Origin of the sequence: Pseudoalteromonas sp. JSTW, assembly GCF_013423925.1 — a bacterium.
Lineage (GTDB): Bacteria > Pseudomonadota > Gammaproteobacteria > Enterobacterales > Alteromonadaceae > Pseudoalteromonas > Pseudoalteromonas lipolytica.
This window is the reverse complement of record NZ_CP058972.1, coordinates 2,994,622-3,012,500: the sequence shown is the minus strand read 5'-3', so window position 1 is coordinate 3,012,500 and position 17,879 is coordinate 2,994,622. Positions and strand designations below refer to the sequence as shown.

Here is a 17,879-nt window from a genome sequence, read left to right as displayed (position 1 = left end):
AACAGGCTGATACCGCCCAAGAGTTCATATCGACGGCGGTGTTTGGCACCTCGATGTCGGCTCATCACATCCTGGGGCTGAAGTCGGTCCCAAGGGTATGGCTGTTCGCCATTTAAAGTGGTACGCGAGCTGGGTTTAGAACGTCGTGAGACAGTTCGGTCCCTATCTGCCGTGGGCGTTTGAGAATTGAGAGGGGTTGCTCCTAGTACGAGAGGACCGGAGTGAACGAACCGCTGGTGTTCGGGTTGTCATGCCAATGGCATTGCCCGGTAGCTACGTTCGGAACTGATAAGCGCTGAAAGCATCTAAGCGCGAAGCAGGCCTCGAGATGAGTTCTCACTAGACTTTTAAAGTCTCTGAAGGGCCGTTGAAGACTACAACGTTGATAGGCAGGATGTGGAAGTGGTGTGAGCCATTAAGCTAACCTGTACTAATTACCCGTGAGGCTTAACCATACAACGCCAAACGCGTTTTATGACAGCGTAACAGACAGAAGTTAGTATACTAAAGTAGATTTACGATTATCAGATTTCCAGATTTTATGTAGGGTGAACCGCAGCGCTTAATGCGAAATAAGTTCACCTTGCGCAAAGGACTCGTAAGCGCGATGCGCTTTGTCGAGAATCCTTTCCACGCATTTTGCTTGGTGACAATAGCGTTTTGGACCCACCTGACCCCATGCCGAACTCAGTAGTGAAACGAAACAGCGCCGATGATAGTGTGGCATTTGCCATGTGAAAGTAGGACATCGCCAGGCTCCTAATTAGAGAAACCCGATTCGAAAGAGTCGGGTTTTTTGTTGCCTGTAGAAAAATAAAATACCCAACCAAGACCCCTACGACCTATATCCTTGTAGGCATAATACCATATATGGACTCTCTCCGATTGCAAGACAGTAATTGATAGAATTTCAAAGTTCATTGCTGCCATATATTCGGCTTTTTTATGAGCGGATTTATCCGCTCTAGCCCTGATGGATATCCGCCCCTATCACCTTATCAATCTCGACGGCTTCTAACAGCCTTTGGTATTATCAGGTTTAAATAGGACGGCTATGAACCGTTTTCCGTCAATCTCAATCTTTGCAATTTTTGCTATTGAACTTTTGTCTTTTAATTGCGGTTAATGTTTTTATACAAATTTGTACCTCTCTTGTTTTACGGTCATCGCCCATGCCATTCGCGCCATTTTATACCATTCCGCTTAATTAAGTGGTCTATTTTGAGGCAATAAAACCGCGTTGATAACAAGGCAAAAATTTAGTTATTTAGTTGTTCTAAATCAGAAATTTTTAACGCAGGTAGCGACTGGTTTGATCACTCAAAATGATTAAGTATTTTTGCGGATTGGTATTATTCGCTAATGCAACCACTGCTTTATTAAATGGCAGCCGCTCCCGCAGGTTATTTGCCCATAAGCTTACCTTGTCAGCTTTACTCCCCGATTTGACTAACGCAGCTCTGGCACCATTAATCAGCTGAGTTCGCAAATAAGTATTTCCTCGTTTACTTATTCCCTTTAACTTGGGGTTATCGCCAGTCGTATGCTGTTTGGCAACTAGTCCCAGCCAAGCTGCCATATGACGCCCACTTTTAAAGGTTTTACCATCACCTATTGCACTATACAAAGCTGTTGCGATGATGGGACCTATTCCTGTCATTGTTTCTAATTTCTGGCACTGCTCTATCTGATGGCTTAAAGCTTTTATCTCGCTATCCAAATCCGTGATTAACTTATCTACCTCAATTAATTCATCATACAAACTGGCTATATATCGACGAGACAATGGCGTTAACATGTTACTCGCATCTTCTAAAATATCGGGGATAGACTTTCTCACTTGATTAACGCCTTGCGAGAGGCTAATACCATATTCGGCTAAGAGGCCTCTGGTTTGATTCACTAAGGCCGTTCTACATTTTATTCGCCGCTCTCTTATACGGTGCAACAGTTGAATGTCTTGTTGCTCTACACTTTTTATTGGCACAAATCGCATATTCACTCGTTGTGAAGCTTCAGCTATCGCTTCTGCATCATTGAAATCATTTTTATTTCCTTTTCGGTAAGGGACTACATATTGTGGAGCGATAACTTTCACTTCATGACCATAGTTTTGAATACTTTGTGCCCAGTAGTTTGATGAGCCACACGCTTCCATGACGACAATTGCGGGCTCTAAATTACAAAAATACTCTTTCATGTTAGTGCGTTTGAGCTTTTTCTTTTTGAGCACTTTTCCCGAGTTTGATAACCAAACTAAATGAAAAATGTTCTTGGCGATATCTAATCCAATTGTTATTTTATTCATGTGACTCTCTCTACTTTGTTTACGCTAAAACTTACCCTAAACTACTATGGCGCATTATGACGCCGTTGGGGAGTGGAGAGAGTCCATTCCATTAATCCGCAAAAATACTTAATCATTTTGAGTGATCAAACCAGTCGCTACCTGCGTTAAAAATTTCTGATTTACGACTGCATGGATGCAGGAGGTAGAGCAATGCAGGAGCAATTGCCGAGAACAACTAAATAACTAAATTTTTGCCTTGTTATCAACGCGGTTTTATTGCCTCAAAATAGACCACTTAATTAAGCGGAATGGCATAAGCGCAAGGTGAAGAGACGTAGGAGGCACTTTAGTGCCGAAGTGTCTGATATGCCCTTCATACATAACCACTGACATTGACGGCTAAAGCCGTTCCTACGCTTCTTAATCACAATGACAGAAGTGCAAGGGGCTCTAAATCGCTCATTTCACTTCTGGCTGTAGGAGGCACTTGATTGCCGAAGTATCTGATATGCCCTTCACACATAACCGCTGGCGTTCACGGTTAAAGCCATTACTACGCTTTATGATCACGATGTATCGATCAAAGGTGATGTTGTGCGACCTCTGCGTCTATCATTAATGAAGGGAACTTCGGCATATTTACATCCTATTTGAGTATGTCGCTCTTTCATTCATCATTTGCACGATGCTCAGCTTGCTTTTGCTCTGCATTAGCTAATTGGATGTATTTGTTTTCAACCAATTGTGAAAGAGGCACAAGCTCAAAACCTTGCTGTTGAAGTTCTGGTAGGGCGTGATGCAAAAACGCGACTGTTTCTGGGTAGGGATGTGCAATAGCGATGGCATAATTAAAATGCGTCGCTTTTAGTTTAAGTTCTTCTAGTTGGTGCTTAAGCTGGCTTTCAGTCACGATATTGTCTAGGAATACATGTCGAGAAACATTGGCAACACCATAAAGATTAGCGACATTTTGTGCTTCACTTTGGCTTGTTGTTCGGCTATCTAAAAAGTATAAACCTCGTTTTTTGAGGAGCTCCATCGTCCACTTCATAGGCTCTGTTAATTGCGTTAACTCAGAGCCCATGTGATTGTTTACGCCTTTGACTTGTGGCAATGATGCGAGTGCGTGCCCCAGTGTGGTTTGCAGCTGTGTTTTGCTCATTGAGTCTGTTAAAGCACCAGGACCTAAAGCTTTTGTTTTATCTAGCGCCTGCATGGGGATATGCAAGAGAAGTTCTTTGTTGGTTTTGCTCGCTCTCTCGGCAAAAATTTGTGAGTAAGGTGTATGGGGCAAGATTGAAAAGGTCACTTGCCCTGGTAAATTCAAGATATCAAGATCGCGTTGGTGGTTGCCTATGTCATCTATAACGATGGCTATTTGCTTTGCTTGGCAAAATAGTGGGAAGCAACACAGCGTCAGTAGTAAGCCTTTGCGTAAATTCACTTTTTGTAATTATTATATCCATTGTGTGTGCTTACTTACTGCATAATAATTAACTGCTTTGCAGTAAGTTGCTTTTTATCTTGTTTATCAAGGAGTGAGCTAAAAAGCGACAACCCTTGTATATTTTTTATTATAACGTCTTGGTCAATTTCTGAAAGCATTGTTTGATTTATACTCACATCGGGTGCGATCCCTTTACCATCAATTGATTGCCCAGCAGGTGTATAGTAACGTGCTGTGGTAAGTTTGAGAGCTGTATTTCCATTTCCTAGTGGAATCAAAGATTGTACTGAGCCTTTACCAAATGAGGTCTCTCCAACCAAGGTCGCTCTTTGGTTATCCCTCAGCGCTGCGGCTAATATTTCTGCTGCAGATGCTGAGTTTTCATTAATTAATACGGCGATTGGCGCGCCAGAAAGAATATCACCGCTATGTGCTTTATAGTATTGATTTGCCTCATTGAAGCGTCCTTTTGTAGAAACAATCGTACCACTATCTAAAAACAGATCTGCAACTTCAATTGCACCTTGTAGCGTTCCTCCAGGATTATCTCGTAAATCAATAATTAACCCTGATAACGGAAAACCATTATTAATTTGCATTTTAGCCACGGTTCGTGCGACATCATGCAATGTATGGTTATTGAAAGCATTAATACTCAATAGCGCAACGCCTGTATCAGCAAGGTAGCTTTGCACGCTTTCTAGGTTTATTTGTTGTCGCTTTATTGAAAAGTTGAGTTCGGTTACTTGCTCTCGTTTTACGGAAACATCAACGGCAGCTTGGCCACTTTCACGAATAAGCCTTGCAACTTCTTCTATGCTTTTATTGACAATCGGTTGTTGATTTATAGCGGTTAGCTCATCATTTACTTGCAGACCAGCTTGCTCAGCAGGGGAGTTTTTAATCGTATTAACAATATATACGCGACCATCGGTAACTTTAACCTCGATGCCAAGCCCAGTGTAACGCCCATTGGTACTACTAAATATGGCATCGAGCTCAGTTTCGTCTAAATATTTAGAATAGGGGTCTAAACGCTCAAATAATGCTTCTACTTGTTGATTCGTTGGCTGAGATTCAAAGCTATTATGAAGTTGAAGATCGTCAACATAGTAAGTATTTATATTAAACAAAATTTCATTGAGTTGCTGGTGATGTAGTGACTTTAAAGATGGTTTAGCAACCCCATTAAATGATTGCATTAATAAGCATAGTAAGGCTAAGAGTAAAATAAGATGTAGCCCAAAGAAACGCTTAGATGGGATGAAATGGATTTTGTCTATGTGATTGATATTTAGCATCAGCTGCTCCTCATAGGGCGCAGCTGATTTAATCAATTAAATACGTCTGCACCATTTTACAGGATTTACTGCGCGTCCTTTGTGGCGTATTTCAAAGTATAGACCAGGATCTGTTTGTCCGCCGCTTTGGCCTACTAATGCAATGACTTCACCTTCTCTGACAAGGTCGCCAACATCACGAAGTAGGGTTTGTGCATGCCCATATAAGCTCATAAACCCATCGCCGTGGTCAATAGCAATAACCCAACCAAAGCCATTGAGCCAGTCAGCATAAACGACCTGACCATTTTGTACGCTTTTGACGTTACTCCCTTCCTTCGCGCCAATTAACACGCCTTTCCAATCGATATTTCCATGTTTGCGTTGGCCAAAACTGTGACGGAGTTTTCCTTTGGTCGGCCAGTTGAGTTTTCCTTTACTGCTTTGTAGTCCGAGAAGTTCAACTTTTTCGCTTCGTTCTTTTTCTAACTCTTCGATGGCGGTAACGAGGGTTTTCTCGTTCTCTTTTAAATAATCAATCGAACTTTTTGTTTCTTTAAGCGCTGATTGTAATTTGTTGAGATTGCGTTTTCGTTGTTCTTGAGCGGCAATTAAAGCTTGCTGGCGTTTTTTCTGCTCGTTGTGTAATTCAACTAAACGAAGTTTTGTTTGTTCTAGTTCCGCCTGATTTTCAGCAATTTTTATTTGCAACGCTTTCAGCTCTTCGAGTTGCTCAATGCGTGCTTTGTTTAAATAGTTATAGTAACTGAGCGTACGTTCAATTTTGGCCGTGTCTTGTTGGTTCAGCAGCATTTTTGAGTAATCATGGCTACCTGCCATATACGCACTTTTTAATTGTGCTGCGAGGAGGGTTTGACGTTTTATTTGCTCTGCTTGAAGTTGCTGAGCTTTGGCCTGTTGTTCGCGCTGTTGTTGTTCGTTTTCTTTGACCGATTGTGCTGCTAGGTTTAATGCCTTAGCATTTTTAGCAATATCGAGTTCGTGAGCACGAAGATCTTTGCGCATATCGGCTATCGACTTGCGTTGACCTTCAAGCTCGGCCTTGGTTTTTTGTAGGGCCGATTGAATATCAGATAAGTCTTTTTTGGTTTGAGCTTCATTAGCAACAACCGAAGTTGCTACTAATGAAGTCAGTATTAAACCAGTTTTGAGTAAGTGGTTAATACGTCTGCTCATCGTTTATTTCAGTGTCATAATTGGAGTGCCAGTCATTTCGCTTGGCTGTTCTAAACCCATTAAGTGCAGCATGGTTGGTGCTACGTCACTGAGTGTTTTTCCATCTTGTGGGGTTGCGTCACGGCCTACATAAATGAATGGCACTGGCTCGCTGGTATGTGCGGTGTGTGCTTGGCCTGTTGCTGGGTTAGCCATTTGCTCAGCATTACCATGATCCGCAGTGATGAGTGCTTCGCCACCGTGCTCTTCAAGTGCGTTTATAACACGGCCAATACAGTGGTCGACTGCTTCACACGCTTTTACAGCGGCTTCAAACACACCTGAGTGACCTACCATATCACCATTAGGGTAGTTACAAATGATTGCGTCGTACTTGCCGCTGGCAATAGCTTCAACGAGCTTATCTGTCAGCATTTCAGAGTTCATCTCAGGTTGTAAATCATAAGTGGCCACTTGCGGAGAAGGAATTAACTCGCGTGTTTCACCCACAAATTCGTCTTCTCTACCACCACTGAAGAAGAATGTGACATGTGCATATTTTTCTGTTTCAGAAATACGTAGTTGTGTTTTGCCTTGCTTTTCTAACCATTCCCCAAACACATTGGTTAGTGGCTCTGGTGCAAAGGCGACAGGGGCTTTAATATCTGCGGCGTATTCCGTCATCATTACAAAGCCGCTCAGTGCTGGAGATTTCTTTTTCTCAAAACCACTAAAATCAGCATCAACAAATGCGCGCGTCATTTCGCGTGCTCTATCGGCCCTGAAGTTGGCGAAAATAACGGTATCGCCATCATTAATTTCAGCCGCCGTTTGTCCCTCAGGTACGAGGGTTGTTGCCGCTACAAATTCATCATTTTCATCACGTTCGTACGCTGCTTCAAGTGCGGTTACGCCGTCTGTGTAGGTGTGCTGCGCGATACCACTTACCATTACATCGTAGGCAAGCTCAACACGGTTCCAGCGATTATCGCGGTCCATTGCATAGTAACGGCCAACAAGGCTGGCTAAGCGGCCACAACCTAGTTTTTCAAATAAAGCTTCGATGCGCTCAATAGACGCTTTAGCGCTGCGAGGTGGGGTGTCACGACCGTCTAAGAAACCATGAAAGTAGACGTTTTTTGCGCCACGCTCTGCAGCTAATTCAATGGTCGCTACAATGTGGTCTTCGTGACTGTGTACACCACCTGGGCTTAATAAACCCATAATATGCACTGCTTTTTCTGCCTTAACGGCTTTGTCTATGTTATCAACTAATGCAGGGTTACTCGCGAACTCTCCATCTTCGATTGCTTTCGTGATGCGAGTGAAATCTTGATAAACAATGCGACCTGCGCCTAAGTTTACGTGACCTACTTCAGAGTTACCCATTTGTCCTGCAGGTAGACCTACATCAAGTCCCGAACCTGAAATTAAGGTATGCGGACGTGTTGCCCACAGGTTATCGAGTACGGGTGTATTAGCAGCGAGTATTGCGTTACTTTCTGTGTCTTCACGGTATCCCCAACCGTCTAAGATCATTAATACCAATGGTTTTTTATGCTCTGTCATTATAGCTCCTGAAGATTGGCACTTATATATCACTAGCATACCGTGTTTTAAGGTTTTGATCAGCTATCAATATGTCATATTAAAATATTTCACGCCCTAGCATTTTCGGTTCAAGCACGTATACTTGCGTGGCATATTTTAATAATCCCATGGCTATGCGCTGTGGTACCCAATTTCTTAGTGGAAAACGCATGGATCAATATATTGAATTTATCTCAAATCATCCGGTTTTAAGTATCATCTGGCTGGCATTGGTAGCGATGCTGATCAGCAGTTGGTTTAAAAGTAAATTTTCAGCGATTCGCCAAATTAACCCGCAGCAAGTTACGTTGTTAATTAACCGCGAAGATGGTCAGGTTGTTGATATTCGAGCGCAAAAAGAATTCAACTCAGGTCGTATTGCAGGTGCAACGCACTTAAATCCAGAAAAAGCCAAACAATCTGATTTCTCAAGCCTTGAAAAGTTTAAGAGTAAACCCATTATACTAGTATGTACCACGGGCATGACCGCCTCAGGTATCGCAACGGCTATGCATAAAGCAGGTTTTGAACGTGTTTATGTATTATCTGGTGGTATGGGAGCTTGGCAATCTGCAAGTTTGCCAACAACGACTGGCCGCTAACAACACGTAACAGCCCGATAGAGGAATTATTATGACGAATGTTGTTCTTTACACAAAAGCATACTGTCCATATTGTCAACGCGCTATGGCGTTATTAGATAGTAAAGGTGTAAGTTACACAAACATTGATATTGGTGTGCAGCCTGAGCGTCGTGAAGAAATGATCGATAAAGCTAACGGTGGATATACCGTGCCACAAATCTTTATTAATGATGAGCATATCGGCGGTTGTGACGACATGATGGCAATTGAAGCGCAAGGCCTTTTAGACGCAAAGCTTAACGCTTAATAAATTTAATTATAAAAACGAATACAAGTTAGGAATTACAATGAACGAAGAAAACCAAAACGCAGCAGCAGAACAACAAGCAGGCGCTCAATTCACTATTCAACGCATCTACACGAAAGATGTTTCATTTGAAACGCCAAACTCACCAGCTATCTTTCAAAAAGAGTGGACTCCAGAAGTTAAACTTGATTTAGACACACGTTCTAACAAGTTAGAAGAAGGTGTTTTTGAAGTTATTCTTGCGCTGACAGTGACAGCAACAATTGGTGAAGAAACGGCATTCCTTTGTGAAATTCAGCAAGCTGGTATTTTCACGATTGCGGAAGTAGAAGAAATTCAATTAGCTCATATGCTAGGTGCTTTCTGCCCGAATGTACTTTTCCCATATGCGCGTGAAGCGGTGTCTAACCTTGTTAACCGTGGTACTTTCCCACAGTTAAATTTAGCACCTGTGAATTTTGATGCACTGTTTGCTCAATACATGCAACAGCGTGCAGCGCAAGATCAACAGGTTACTGCAGACGCATAAGTTATGACTACAGCACAGTCAGCTGTTACAGTTTTAGGGGCGGGGTCTTATGGCACCGCCCTTGCTATTTGTTTCGCCAGAAATGGTCACCCCGTTACTTTGTGGGGGCGAAATAGCGATGACGTTGCCACGCTTGCAGCTGAGCGAAAGAACCAACGTTATCTTCCCGATGTCAGTTTTCCTGAAACGCTTCAATTAGAAGCCGATTTAGAAACCGCTGTAAAAGCAAGCCAAATAGTGCTGGTTGTCGTGCCTAGCCATGCTTTTGGGGCAACGCTTCAACAAATTAAGCCTTGGCTGAATGATGATGCAGAAGTGGCGTGGGCAACGAAAGGTTTAGAACCTAATACAGGGCGTTTATTACAAGAAGTGGCGGTGCAAGAGCTTGGGGATGATATTCCTCTTGCTGTGTTGTCTGGTCCGACGTTTGCGAAAGAAATGGCGATGGGCTTACCAACCGCTATTTCGGTCTCTGCCACATCGACAGAGTTTGCCAAACAACTTGCTGAGTTATTGCATTGCGGACGCTCATTTAGGGTGTATAACAATAATGATTTTATTGGTATACAACTGGGTGGAGCCGTAAAAAATGTCATTGCTATCGGCGCGGGGATGTCGGATGGCTTTGGTTTTGGTGCGAATGCTCGTACAGCGCTTATTACCCGAGGCTTAGCTGAGCTTTGCCGTTTAGGTTGTGCACTTGGAGCGCGTTCTGACACCTTTATGGGAATGGCAGGATTAGGTGATTTGATCTTAACCTGTACAGATAACCAATCACGTAACCGTCGATTTGGTTTAGCATTAGGTAAAGGTGAAGGAGTCGAAGCTGCAATTGACTCTATTGGTCAGGTTGTTGAAGGTTATCGAAATACCAAAGAAGTGTATTTACTGGCACAACGAACCGGTATTGAAATGCCCATCACTGAGCAAATTTACAAAGTACTTTATGAAAATAAAGATGTAAAAGAAGCGGCGATGGCTTTACTAGGTCGTGAGCAAAAATCTGAATAGCCACTGCTTGCTGAGTAACTATTTTGAAAGCCTTGTTTGAAACAAGGCTTTTTATTTTACAGATTGTTTATCTACTTCATTTTTATTAATAAAATTGGCTACTTGCTCTGCTTTAAGTGGCTTACAGTAATAATAACCTTGTTGATAATGACACCCCATAATATGGAGCATATACGCTTGCTCTTCGGTTTCAACGCCTTCTGCAACAACATTAATGTCTAGGTATTTAGCCAACCGGACAATGGTGGCGGTGATATTTCTATCTTGCTCATTTTTATCAATATCTTTTACAAACGATTTGTCTATTTTTAATGTGTCGATAGGAAAACGCTTAAGGTAGCTCAGCGAAGAGTGCCCCGTACCAAAGTCATCCAGTGTAATATTGACTCCTAAGGCTTTTATGCGTTTCATTTGCTGCTCTGCAAATTCGGGGTTATTCATCATTGCACTTTCTGTGATTTCTAACTCTAAACAACGAGCAGGTACATTATACTTTGTTAAATAATCAACGAGCATTTCGATTAAGCTATTTTGCTGAAAATGCAACGCAGAGATATTAATGGCAACATTGCCAAAAGGCACATCTTGTTTTTGCCAGCTTGCAAGTTGTTGAAGTAATTGCTTCATTAATAATTGGGTAAGGGGGATGATTGCACCATTCTGCTCTGCAAGCGGAATAAATTCATCTGGGTAAATTAGACTGCCATCATCTTGTGGCCAGCGAACGAGTGCTTCAAAGCCATGTAAGCGATTGTGTTGTACATCGTATTTTGGTTGAAAATACAGTACAAATTCATTGTTGGTGATTGCTTTAAAGAGGGCGCTTTCTTTTGTTAGTTCGGTGGGGTCTAACGTGTGGCGTTCTTTATCAAAAAATTGATAGGTGTTTCGGCCCATTTTTTTGGCGTGATTAAGTGCGCTGTTAGCGCTGCGCATTAAGTTTTCACCGTTGTAAGCATTGTCTGGATAGATGGCAATCCCGCAACACGCTGACAGTGAGGTTTCAATACCATCGAGCATGAATGGAGTCTTAAATTGTTGTAGCACTGTATCTGCAGTCTTTTTAGCAAAGAAAATGGTTTTGCCAGCATAGAGATAAGGCGGCACTAAAATAGCAAATTCATCAGCTCCAAGCCGCGCAATAGTAAAGCCAGAATTAAGTGATGAAGTTAAACGACATGCCACTTCTTTTAATAATACATCGCCTAAAGTATGGCCGAGGGAATCATTTATCTTCTTAAAATTGTCGATGTCGATAAACATAATAAGCAGGCTAGGGTATTCGTCATTACAGGCTTTAATCGCTTTTTCGAGCGATTCAATAAAAATGGCTCTATTTGAGAGCCCAGTTACAGAGTCGCGAGTTGTTAGCGTGAGCATGGTGCGTTCGTTATTCTTACGAGCGGTGACATCACTAAAAAGCCCTACATAGTTAACAGCTCGTTTAGTAAATCGCGGTGTTGAGACTTTTGTGATTGATAAATCAAGTGCATAAGGCTGACCATCCTTGCGCAAGTTCCAGATTTCACCAGACCAATATCCGTCTTGTGCGAGCTCTTGTTGGATCAATGTTTCGAGTTGTCGATCGCGGCCATCTTGTGTGAGTGCTTTAAATTTTTTCCCTATAACATCCCCTCTTTTGTAGCCTGTTATTTCGCTGAAGGCATTGTTGATGTCTAGTATTCTAAATTGTTCATCGCAAACCCATATCGCATCTTTCGATTGTGATAAAAGAGCATCAATTAACATCATTTTTTGATTCTTCTGGTAATAAATAACCGCAATGAACAGTGCAATAATGACAAGTAAAATGAGAAAGAACAGCGGGGTTGGGTTGTGTGGTTGCGCTAAATTAAGGTCAGCTGTTGTTGCAGCGCCCACAGAATGCTGCAACAGTAAAATGAGACTGTATACCAGAGTTAAAAAGCGCATTAATAATCATCATTTAGAACAAAAAGCCATCTATTTAGATTAGTTCATAAAAAAAGGTCGTGCTAAATAATTACAAGTTATTTATTTAATGCGCATTTTCAATGAGTTATTGACCGTTTACAAAACCAAGCTGACGCCATGATTCATAGACAAAAACGGCGACAGAATTTGATAAATTCATGCTTCTGCTGTCTTTTTGCATCGGAATACGCACACGCTGCTCTTTCGGTAATGACTGAATAAGCTCATCGGGTAGGCCGCGTGTTTCAGGGCCAAATACTAAACAATCGCCAGGTTGATATTGTGCTTGATGATGAAACTGGCTGCCTTTGGTCGTACAGGCATAGACTTTTTTGGGCTTACACTTAGCAAGGTAATCTTCGAATGATGCATGACGTTGTACGTGGCTAAATTCATGATAATCAAGCCCTGCACGCTTTACGCGTTTATCATCCCACTCAAATCCTAATGGTTCAATTAGGTGTAAGGCATAGCCTGTATTGGCACATAAGCGAATGATATTACCTGTATTGGGCGGAATCTCTGGTTGGTATAAAACGATATCAAGCATGTTTGTCTCATTGTTAGCATTATGATCTGCGGCAGATTATACACAACTGCAGCGTGAGGATCTTGCAGGATTTAAGTTTGTTTACCGCCGATAGCTGTGCTTTATTTATTCTAAATAGCGCTATGTAACATGGGGTAAAACCCTCTAATATGATGATATACTAAAACCTTGTAATGTCTGAAGGTAAAATGTTGTGCAACATCGCAGTTATGAGTTTTGGGTAAAAACCGCCAGCATAGTCACCATTGCTATGGTGAGTTTAATGATTGCAGCAAAAAGTTGGGCATGGCTTGCTTCAGGCTCTGCATCGATGTTGGGATCGCTCACCGATTCTTTAATGGATATTACCGCATCTTTAATGAGCTTTTTAGTGTTAGGTTATGCGCTACGCCCTGCTGATGATGACCACCGGTTTGGTCATGGCAAAGCGGAAGCTCTTGCTGGGCTTGCTCAAGCTGCTTTTATCGCTGGTTCTGGCTGTTTTTTAGCGTTTCATGGTGTTGAACGTCTTTTTAACCCTGTGATACTTAAGCATTCCGACTTAGGTATTTGGGTGAGTTTATTTGCTATTGTTTGTACTTTGGTGGTGGTGTTTGTGCAAACCAAGGTTATTAATCATACCGAATCAATTGCAATAAAAGCGGATTCAGTTCACTACAAAGGCGACCTTATTTTAAATTTAGCTGTTTTGCTTGCCATCCTATTGGCAAAGTACGGCATGACGTATGCGGATCCTATTTTTGCTATTGGGGTGGCTGTTTACTTACTATATAACAGTTGGGATATTGCCCGTGATAGTGCCGACCATCTGATGGACAAAGAGCTGCCAGAGGATGAAAAAACAGAAATTTTAACCATCGTTAACAGTCACCAAGATGTCTTTGGGGCCCACGATATCCGCACGCGACAAGGTGGTAAAATTAAGTTTATTCAAATGCACTTGGAACTTGAAGACAGTCTCTCGTTAATTCGTGCCCATCAGGTGGCCGATGAAGTTGAAACAATGATACAAACTCACTTTGCCTGTGAACTGGATATACTGGTGCACTTAGATCCACTTTCGGTGGTTAAAAAGTCTCGTCAGAGTGCCTCAAAAAACTGATATAAGTCACTCAATACTGCCTGCCTGATTTCATCTCGCTCGAAAAATAATTCGTGGCGAGCATCAGGGTAACTTTTTAATTTTGCCTGTGTTTGTTTATGCGCAAGTGCATGTTGCGCCGCATTATCGACAACGGTATCGCGCCCGGCACTGGCGATAAAAAGTGGAATATCTACTTTTCTATCGACCAATGAGGCGATAAATTCAAACGATGCATTGAGCCAGCCATACGTCACACCACCAAGTTGTAAGTCGGGCTCTGCAAGATAAAGCGCTCTAAATTGCTGGTACCTTATCTCACTGCTGGTTAATTCATTAACCGAAAAATCAACGGGCAAGTAGTCTGTTTGACCAAATGCATAACGATGACTTAAGCCTAATTGTGAGGCTATTTTCGCGGCTAGTTTTGCAATTGGTTTTGGTGTGCCTTTGGTATAAATATCAAACATGGGGGCAGATAAAAACGCGCCCGAAAAAGAATGTGTGTAGCGAGACAAGTAATCATAGGCAATTGCACTGCCCATTGAGTGTCCGAGTAATACTCGTTGGCCCTGCCAATGAGCATTGACTACCTGCTCGTTAAAAACGGCAAAGTCATCTGCATAATCAGTGAAACGTGTGACATGGCCTTTATGAGCGTTTTTTAAATGGCGATATGAACGGCCTTGACCTTGGTGATCAACAATAAAAACGGCATAACCATTTTGGTAAAACTCCCACAGTAACTCTTTGTATTTGAATAACGACTCAATTCTGCCACTACTAATAACAATGGCTTTTTTAGCTTGCTCTGGAATGGCAAAGCCATAATACAAGGTACCATGTTCAGTGCTTAAGAAATCTTGTTTTAATTGCTCATTAAAAAATGCATTTATCTGTTTAGCATTTATAGTAAGGTGTGCTTCATCGCTGTAAAACATTTACTCACTCTTTATTGGTAAGCGGATTTTAACGCAGAGTCCGCCATGTTCTTGGTTTTCGAGTGTTAGTGTACCATCATGTGCTGAGATCGCATTCTTTGCAATAGCCAGTCCTAAGCCTGTGCCACCCGAGTTTCTATCACGAGCATGCTCTTGACGGAAAAATGGCTCACACAGTCTAGCTAAGTAGGCTTCTTTAACCCCATTTCCATCATCACAAATGGTGATATAGAGAGCATCAGACTCAGCTAAGCTCAAAGAGATATGATGGTGTGCATATTTAATCGCGTTGCGTAGTACATTTTCGAGTGCACTGGCGATTAAACTCTCGTCGCATGGTATATCTGTGTGTAATTGGCCATTAATCGTCAGCTCTTTGTGACATTGTTTGGCCTCAAAGTGAGCATCATTTAATACATGATCAACAATAACTTGAACCGATTGCTTGCTTAAGGATAAAGCTTGGCTTCGGGCTTCAAGCCTTGATAGTTGCAATACATCGGCAATCATTTTATCAAGCTGGTTTGCTTCTTTTTCTATTCGTTCGAGGTATGTCTGCTGACTATCATCAGCTTGCATTTGTGCCAGGCCTGTTGCCATTTTTAAGCGTGTAAGTGGTGAGCGTAGTTCATGGGAAATATCTGCAAGTAAGCGTTTTTGTGCTGTTATAAGCTGCTCAAGCTGGCTCGCCATTGTATTAAAGTCACGTCCTAACACCCCCAGTTCATCTTCGCGAGCCGTTGAGAAAACTGCTCGTGCGGTTAAGTCACCGTGGGAAAGTTTTTTTGCAGTTTCTTTTAAACTATTGATAGGGGCAATTAAGTTTCGGCTAAAGAAAAAGCTCAGCATAAGCGAGGCAATTACGGCAATCAATAACTTGAGCCAAGTAGGCATTAACCACAACCCGACAAAAAAAGGCTTTTTACGTTTTTCGTCAATTTCATATAAGTAAAACTTACCTTCGGGTACGTTAATTTCTACAGGACCATACGCTTGGTATTCATCAGTAAAAATAACTTGTGGGCGCATATGCTTTGTAAAATTTAACAAGCTCAAATCAATCTCTTTCGAGACGGGTTCACTGAGCATTTCGACACCATGAACTTCGCCATTTAAATACAGTAACTTATGTTTAGATAAGCGAGGGTGCGATACAATTTCTTGAGTCGGTTTACCATGCTTTGCCACAATACGTTCTATACTTTTCGCGGTGTATTCTAGGTTTTTAAGCATGGGGCCGCGTAACTCATCATTCCCTACATTGCTGGTTAATTGGCTTAAAAAGACTAGCAGAGTAATGGTTGCTATGACTGTAACCCAAAACCATGCAAAGATTTTTAAGAACAAATAATGATGTGGCTTTTTTATCCAACTCGGAAAGGTCATATTATTCACCTTGAATTAGTACGTAACCGCTACCACGCATGGTTTTGATACGCTCGCTATTTATAAACTCTGCAATTTTCTTTCGAATATTACTCACATGCATGTCAATGGAGCGGTCGAAAGGGGCTAGTCGTCTGCCAAGAACTTGCTCACTAATTTGCTCTTTACTGATCACTTCACCGGCATGGCGGACTAGCATGGCCAGTATTTCATACTCAGTTCCCGTTAAACTTAATATATTGCCACTGACAGACGCTTCACGAGTCGCAAAGTTAATGTGAATACTATTGACACTGAGTGAACTTGTTTGCTGGCTCGATAGACTATTAATATGTTCGATACGACGGGTTATTGCTTTAACTCGCGCCAGTAGTTCTCTGTGATTAAATGGCTTTGGTATGTAGTCATCTGCACCAAGCTCTAAACCAAAAATACGGTCAAAGTCTTCCCCTTTGGCTGTGAGCATAATGACAGGCGTGAGTTTATGTTGTCGAAGTTGCTTGAGTACTTCAAAGCCATCCATCGACGGTAGCATGACATCAAGCAAAATTAATTCGTAGTTGTATTTTAAGGCCTGATTTAGGCCTTGTGCGCCATCATGATAACAATCAACTGTAAAGCCTTGTGCTGTTAAATACTCGCTTAACAGCTCGCACAGCCCTGTATCATCGTCGATCATAAGTAATTTCATTGTGGCACCTATTGCACTGTTTCTTTAAGGCTATTCTACTCAGTAAATTGTGTAAAAGTGAATCTTTACACAACCTTTACACTGGTTTGCGTTCCTTTGCATTGAAGTGAGTATAGTGAATCCATCAGTTAAAAATAACGACAGAACACAACCCAACAAAAGGTAATGACTATGACTATTTCAAATAAGCTTTCTAAATTCGTACTTGTTTGTGGTTTAGCTGCAGCAAGTGTTGGTGCAACATCAGTAATGGCAAAAGGGGATATGCACCGAGGCATGAATCCGCAAGCCGGTTTTTTATTGTCTGAGCGTGGAATTAATAAATTACAATTAACAGAAGCACAGCAAGTCCAGCTTAAAGCGATTTTTGCTGAGCAAACAACGCAAATGAAGGCTCTTCGTGGTGATAAAGGCAGCATGAAAGACAATAGAATAGCCTACAAAGAGAAAATGGATGCACTCTTAGCGACCCACGCATTTGATGAAAATGCAGCACGTGAACTAATTAAAGCCCGCCAAGAAAAAGGTGAGCAATTTGCGTTAATTAAAATGAAATCAGAGCATGCAATCTGGCAAGTTCTTAACGCAGAACAGCGTGAAAGCTATCAAGAAATTAAAAAACAGCTGCGTAAAAAAGGTCACAAAAAGGGGCTACACAGAGTTGATGGTGAGCGTAATAAGGCTGAAAGAACACATAGCTAATATGTTCCGGCGCATTCGTTAAACTAGAAAACGCGGCTAATGAAGCCGCGTTTCTTAATACTTATTCTTTGAAAAATGAATCATCATTCTTAGCGAGCATAGCCTCGATATCTTCAATCATATCTTGGTTAAGTTCGTTTGCGCTGGTGATGGGGGAAGAAATCTTGTTATTTTCAAATGACCACTCACCTAGATCGATCAGCTGACAGCGTTTTGAACAAAAAGGGCGATACGGGCTTTGTTCTGACCATTCTACTTTTTCTTTGCAGGTCGGGCAGTTTACAACGGTTGGCATGGTGTGATCTCTATTAAGCAATTTTAGCTGATCTTACTAAAGCTCAGCCTAAGAATCGAGTCGCGA

General features: G+C 41.8%; 17 protein-coding genes and 2 rRNA genes (1 of these 19 running past the window's edge). 8 read left to right on the top strand and 11 right to left on the bottom strand.

The window, feature by feature from the left end:
• Together GZH31_RS13610 and rrf are read left to right on the top strand one after the other, a co-directional pair.
• A 23S ribosomal RNA gene (locus GZH31_RS13610) occupies window positions 1-455 on the top strand; it begins 2,431 nt to the left of the window's first position.
• Window positions 456-642: 187 nt separating this feature from the next.
• A 5S ribosomal RNA gene (gene rrf / locus GZH31_RS13605) occupies window positions 643-757 on the top strand.
• A 534-nt stretch (window positions 758-1,291) separates the two neighbouring features.
• On the opposite strand, the gene GZH31_RS13600 is transcribed toward rrf, so the two are convergent.
• From GZH31_RS13600 to gpmM, 5 genes are all read right to left on the bottom strand, one after another.
• A complete protein-coding gene (locus GZH31_RS13600) occupies window positions 1,292-2,308 on the bottom strand; it encodes an IS110 family transposase (protein WP_230237766.1) in 1,017 nt (338 codons plus the stop codon).
• Between the two features lie 649 nt (window positions 2,309-2,957).
• Window positions 2,958-3,734, bottom strand: coding sequence for a divergent polysaccharide deacetylase family protein (locus tag GZH31_RS13595; RefSeq protein ID WP_230235905.1), 777 nt, complete (start codon window positions 3,732-3,734; stop codon window positions 2,958-2,960).
• A 35-nt stretch (window positions 3,735-3,769) separates the two neighbouring features.
• Window positions 3,770-5,038 (bottom strand): S41 family peptidase, encoded by a 1,269-nt coding sequence (locus GZH31_RS13590; protein WP_118844631.1) that lies wholly within the window; start codon window positions 5,036-5,038, stop codon window positions 3,770-3,772.
• 36 nt (window positions 5,039-5,074) lie between these two features.
• A complete protein-coding gene (locus tag GZH31_RS13585) occupies window positions 5,075-6,214 on the bottom strand; it encodes a murein hydrolase activator EnvC (protein WP_118844630.1) in 1,140 nt (379 codons plus the stop codon).
• Between the two features lie 3 nt (window positions 6,215-6,217).
• Window positions 6,218-7,762 carry a 2,3-bisphosphoglycerate-independent phosphoglycerate mutase gene (gene gpmM / locus GZH31_RS13580; RefSeq protein ID WP_036965871.1) on the bottom strand — a complete coding sequence of 515 codons (1,545 nt, stop codon included), beginning with the start codon at window positions 7,760-7,762 and terminating at the stop codon, window positions 6,218-6,220.
• A 191-nt stretch (window positions 7,763-7,953) separates the two neighbouring features.
• Here gpmM and GZH31_RS13575 point away from each other — a divergent pair, with 191 nt between their 5' ends.
• Genes GZH31_RS13575 through gpsA form a run of 4 tightly spaced genes read left to right on the top strand, consistent with a single transcriptional unit; the run spans window position 7,954 to window position 10,214 of the window.
• Window positions 7,954-8,385: a rhodanese-like domain-containing protein gene (locus tag GZH31_RS13575; RefSeq protein ID WP_036965874.1), complete on the top strand. Its 432-nt coding sequence runs from the start codon at window positions 7,954-7,956 to the stop codon at window positions 8,383-8,385.
• 31 nt (window positions 8,386-8,416) lie between these two features.
• Window positions 8,417-8,674, top strand: a complete 258-nt coding sequence (gene grxC, locus GZH31_RS13570) for a glutaredoxin 3 (RefSeq protein ID WP_036965877.1) — start codon at window positions 8,417-8,419, stop codon at window positions 8,672-8,674.
• A gap of 40 nt (window positions 8,675-8,714) precedes the next feature.
• A complete protein-coding gene (secB, locus tag GZH31_RS13565) occupies window positions 8,715-9,203 on the top strand; it encodes a protein-export chaperone SecB (RefSeq protein ID WP_036965880.1) in 489 nt (162 codons plus the stop codon).
• A gap of 3 nt (window positions 9,204-9,206) precedes the next feature.
• Window positions 9,207-10,214: an NAD(P)H-dependent glycerol-3-phosphate dehydrogenase gene (gene gpsA / locus GZH31_RS13560; protein ID WP_036965884.1), complete on the top strand. Its 1,008-nt coding sequence runs from the start codon at window positions 9,207-9,209 to the stop codon at window positions 10,212-10,214.
• A 51-nt stretch (window positions 10,215-10,265) separates the two neighbouring features.
• Here gpsA and GZH31_RS13555 read toward each other — a convergent pair whose 3' ends face one another.
• Both GZH31_RS13555 and trmL read right to left on the bottom strand, forming a co-directional pair.
• Window positions 10,266-12,146 (bottom strand): bifunctional diguanylate cyclase/phosphodiesterase, encoded by a 1,881-nt coding sequence (locus GZH31_RS13555; RefSeq protein ID WP_118844629.1) that lies wholly within the window; start codon window positions 12,144-12,146, stop codon window positions 10,266-10,268.
• Between the two features lie 106 nt (window positions 12,147-12,252).
• Entirely contained in the window at window positions 12,253-12,717 is a 465-nt protein-coding gene (trmL, locus tag GZH31_RS13550; RefSeq protein WP_036965886.1) for a tRNA (uridine(34)/cytosine(34)/5-carboxymethylaminomethyluridine(34)-2'-O)-methyltransferase TrmL, read from the bottom strand.
• Between the two features lie 193 nt (window positions 12,718-12,910).
• On the opposite strand from trmL, the gene GZH31_RS13545 reads away from it, so the two are divergent.
• Window positions 12,911-13,819, top strand: a complete 909-nt coding sequence (locus GZH31_RS13545) for a cation diffusion facilitator family transporter (protein ID WP_074988960.1) — start codon at window positions 12,911-12,913, stop codon at window positions 13,817-13,819.
• Here the strand turns inward: GZH31_RS13545 and GZH31_RS13540 are convergent.
• Genes GZH31_RS13540 through GZH31_RS13530 form a run of 3 tightly spaced genes read right to left on the bottom strand, consistent with a single transcriptional unit; the run spans window position 13,798 to window position 16,816 of the window.
• Window positions 13,798-14,739: an alpha/beta fold hydrolase gene (locus GZH31_RS13540; RefSeq protein ID WP_036965889.1), complete on the bottom strand. Its 942-nt coding sequence runs from the start codon at window positions 14,737-14,739 to the stop codon at window positions 13,798-13,800. The genes GZH31_RS13545 and GZH31_RS13540 overlap by 22 nt on opposite strands.
• Complete coding sequence (locus GZH31_RS13535) at window positions 14,740-16,125, bottom strand: ATP-binding protein (RefSeq protein WP_118844628.1); 1,386 nt, start codon at window positions 16,123-16,125, stop codon at window positions 14,740-14,742.
• Window position 16,126: 1 nt separating this feature from the next.
• Window positions 16,127-16,816 (bottom strand): response regulator, encoded by a 690-nt coding sequence (locus GZH31_RS13530; RefSeq protein WP_036965892.1) that lies wholly within the window; start codon window positions 16,814-16,816, stop codon window positions 16,127-16,129.
• A gap of 171 nt (window positions 16,817-16,987) precedes the next feature.
• Between GZH31_RS13530 and GZH31_RS13525 the strand changes: the two genes are divergently transcribed.
• On the top strand, window positions 16,988-17,518 hold the full coding sequence (locus GZH31_RS13525; protein WP_051501715.1) for a Spy/CpxP family protein refolding chaperone: 531 nt from the start codon (window positions 16,988-16,990) through the stop codon (window positions 17,516-17,518).
• A gap of 61 nt (window positions 17,519-17,579) precedes the next feature.
• Here the strand turns inward: GZH31_RS13525 and yacG are convergent, their stop codons facing one another.
• Window positions 17,580-17,813, bottom strand: coding sequence for a DNA gyrase inhibitor YacG (gene yacG / locus GZH31_RS13520; RefSeq protein ID WP_036965896.1), 234 nt, complete (start codon window positions 17,811-17,813; stop codon window positions 17,580-17,582).
• Window positions 17,814-17,879 lie beyond the last annotated feature (66 nt).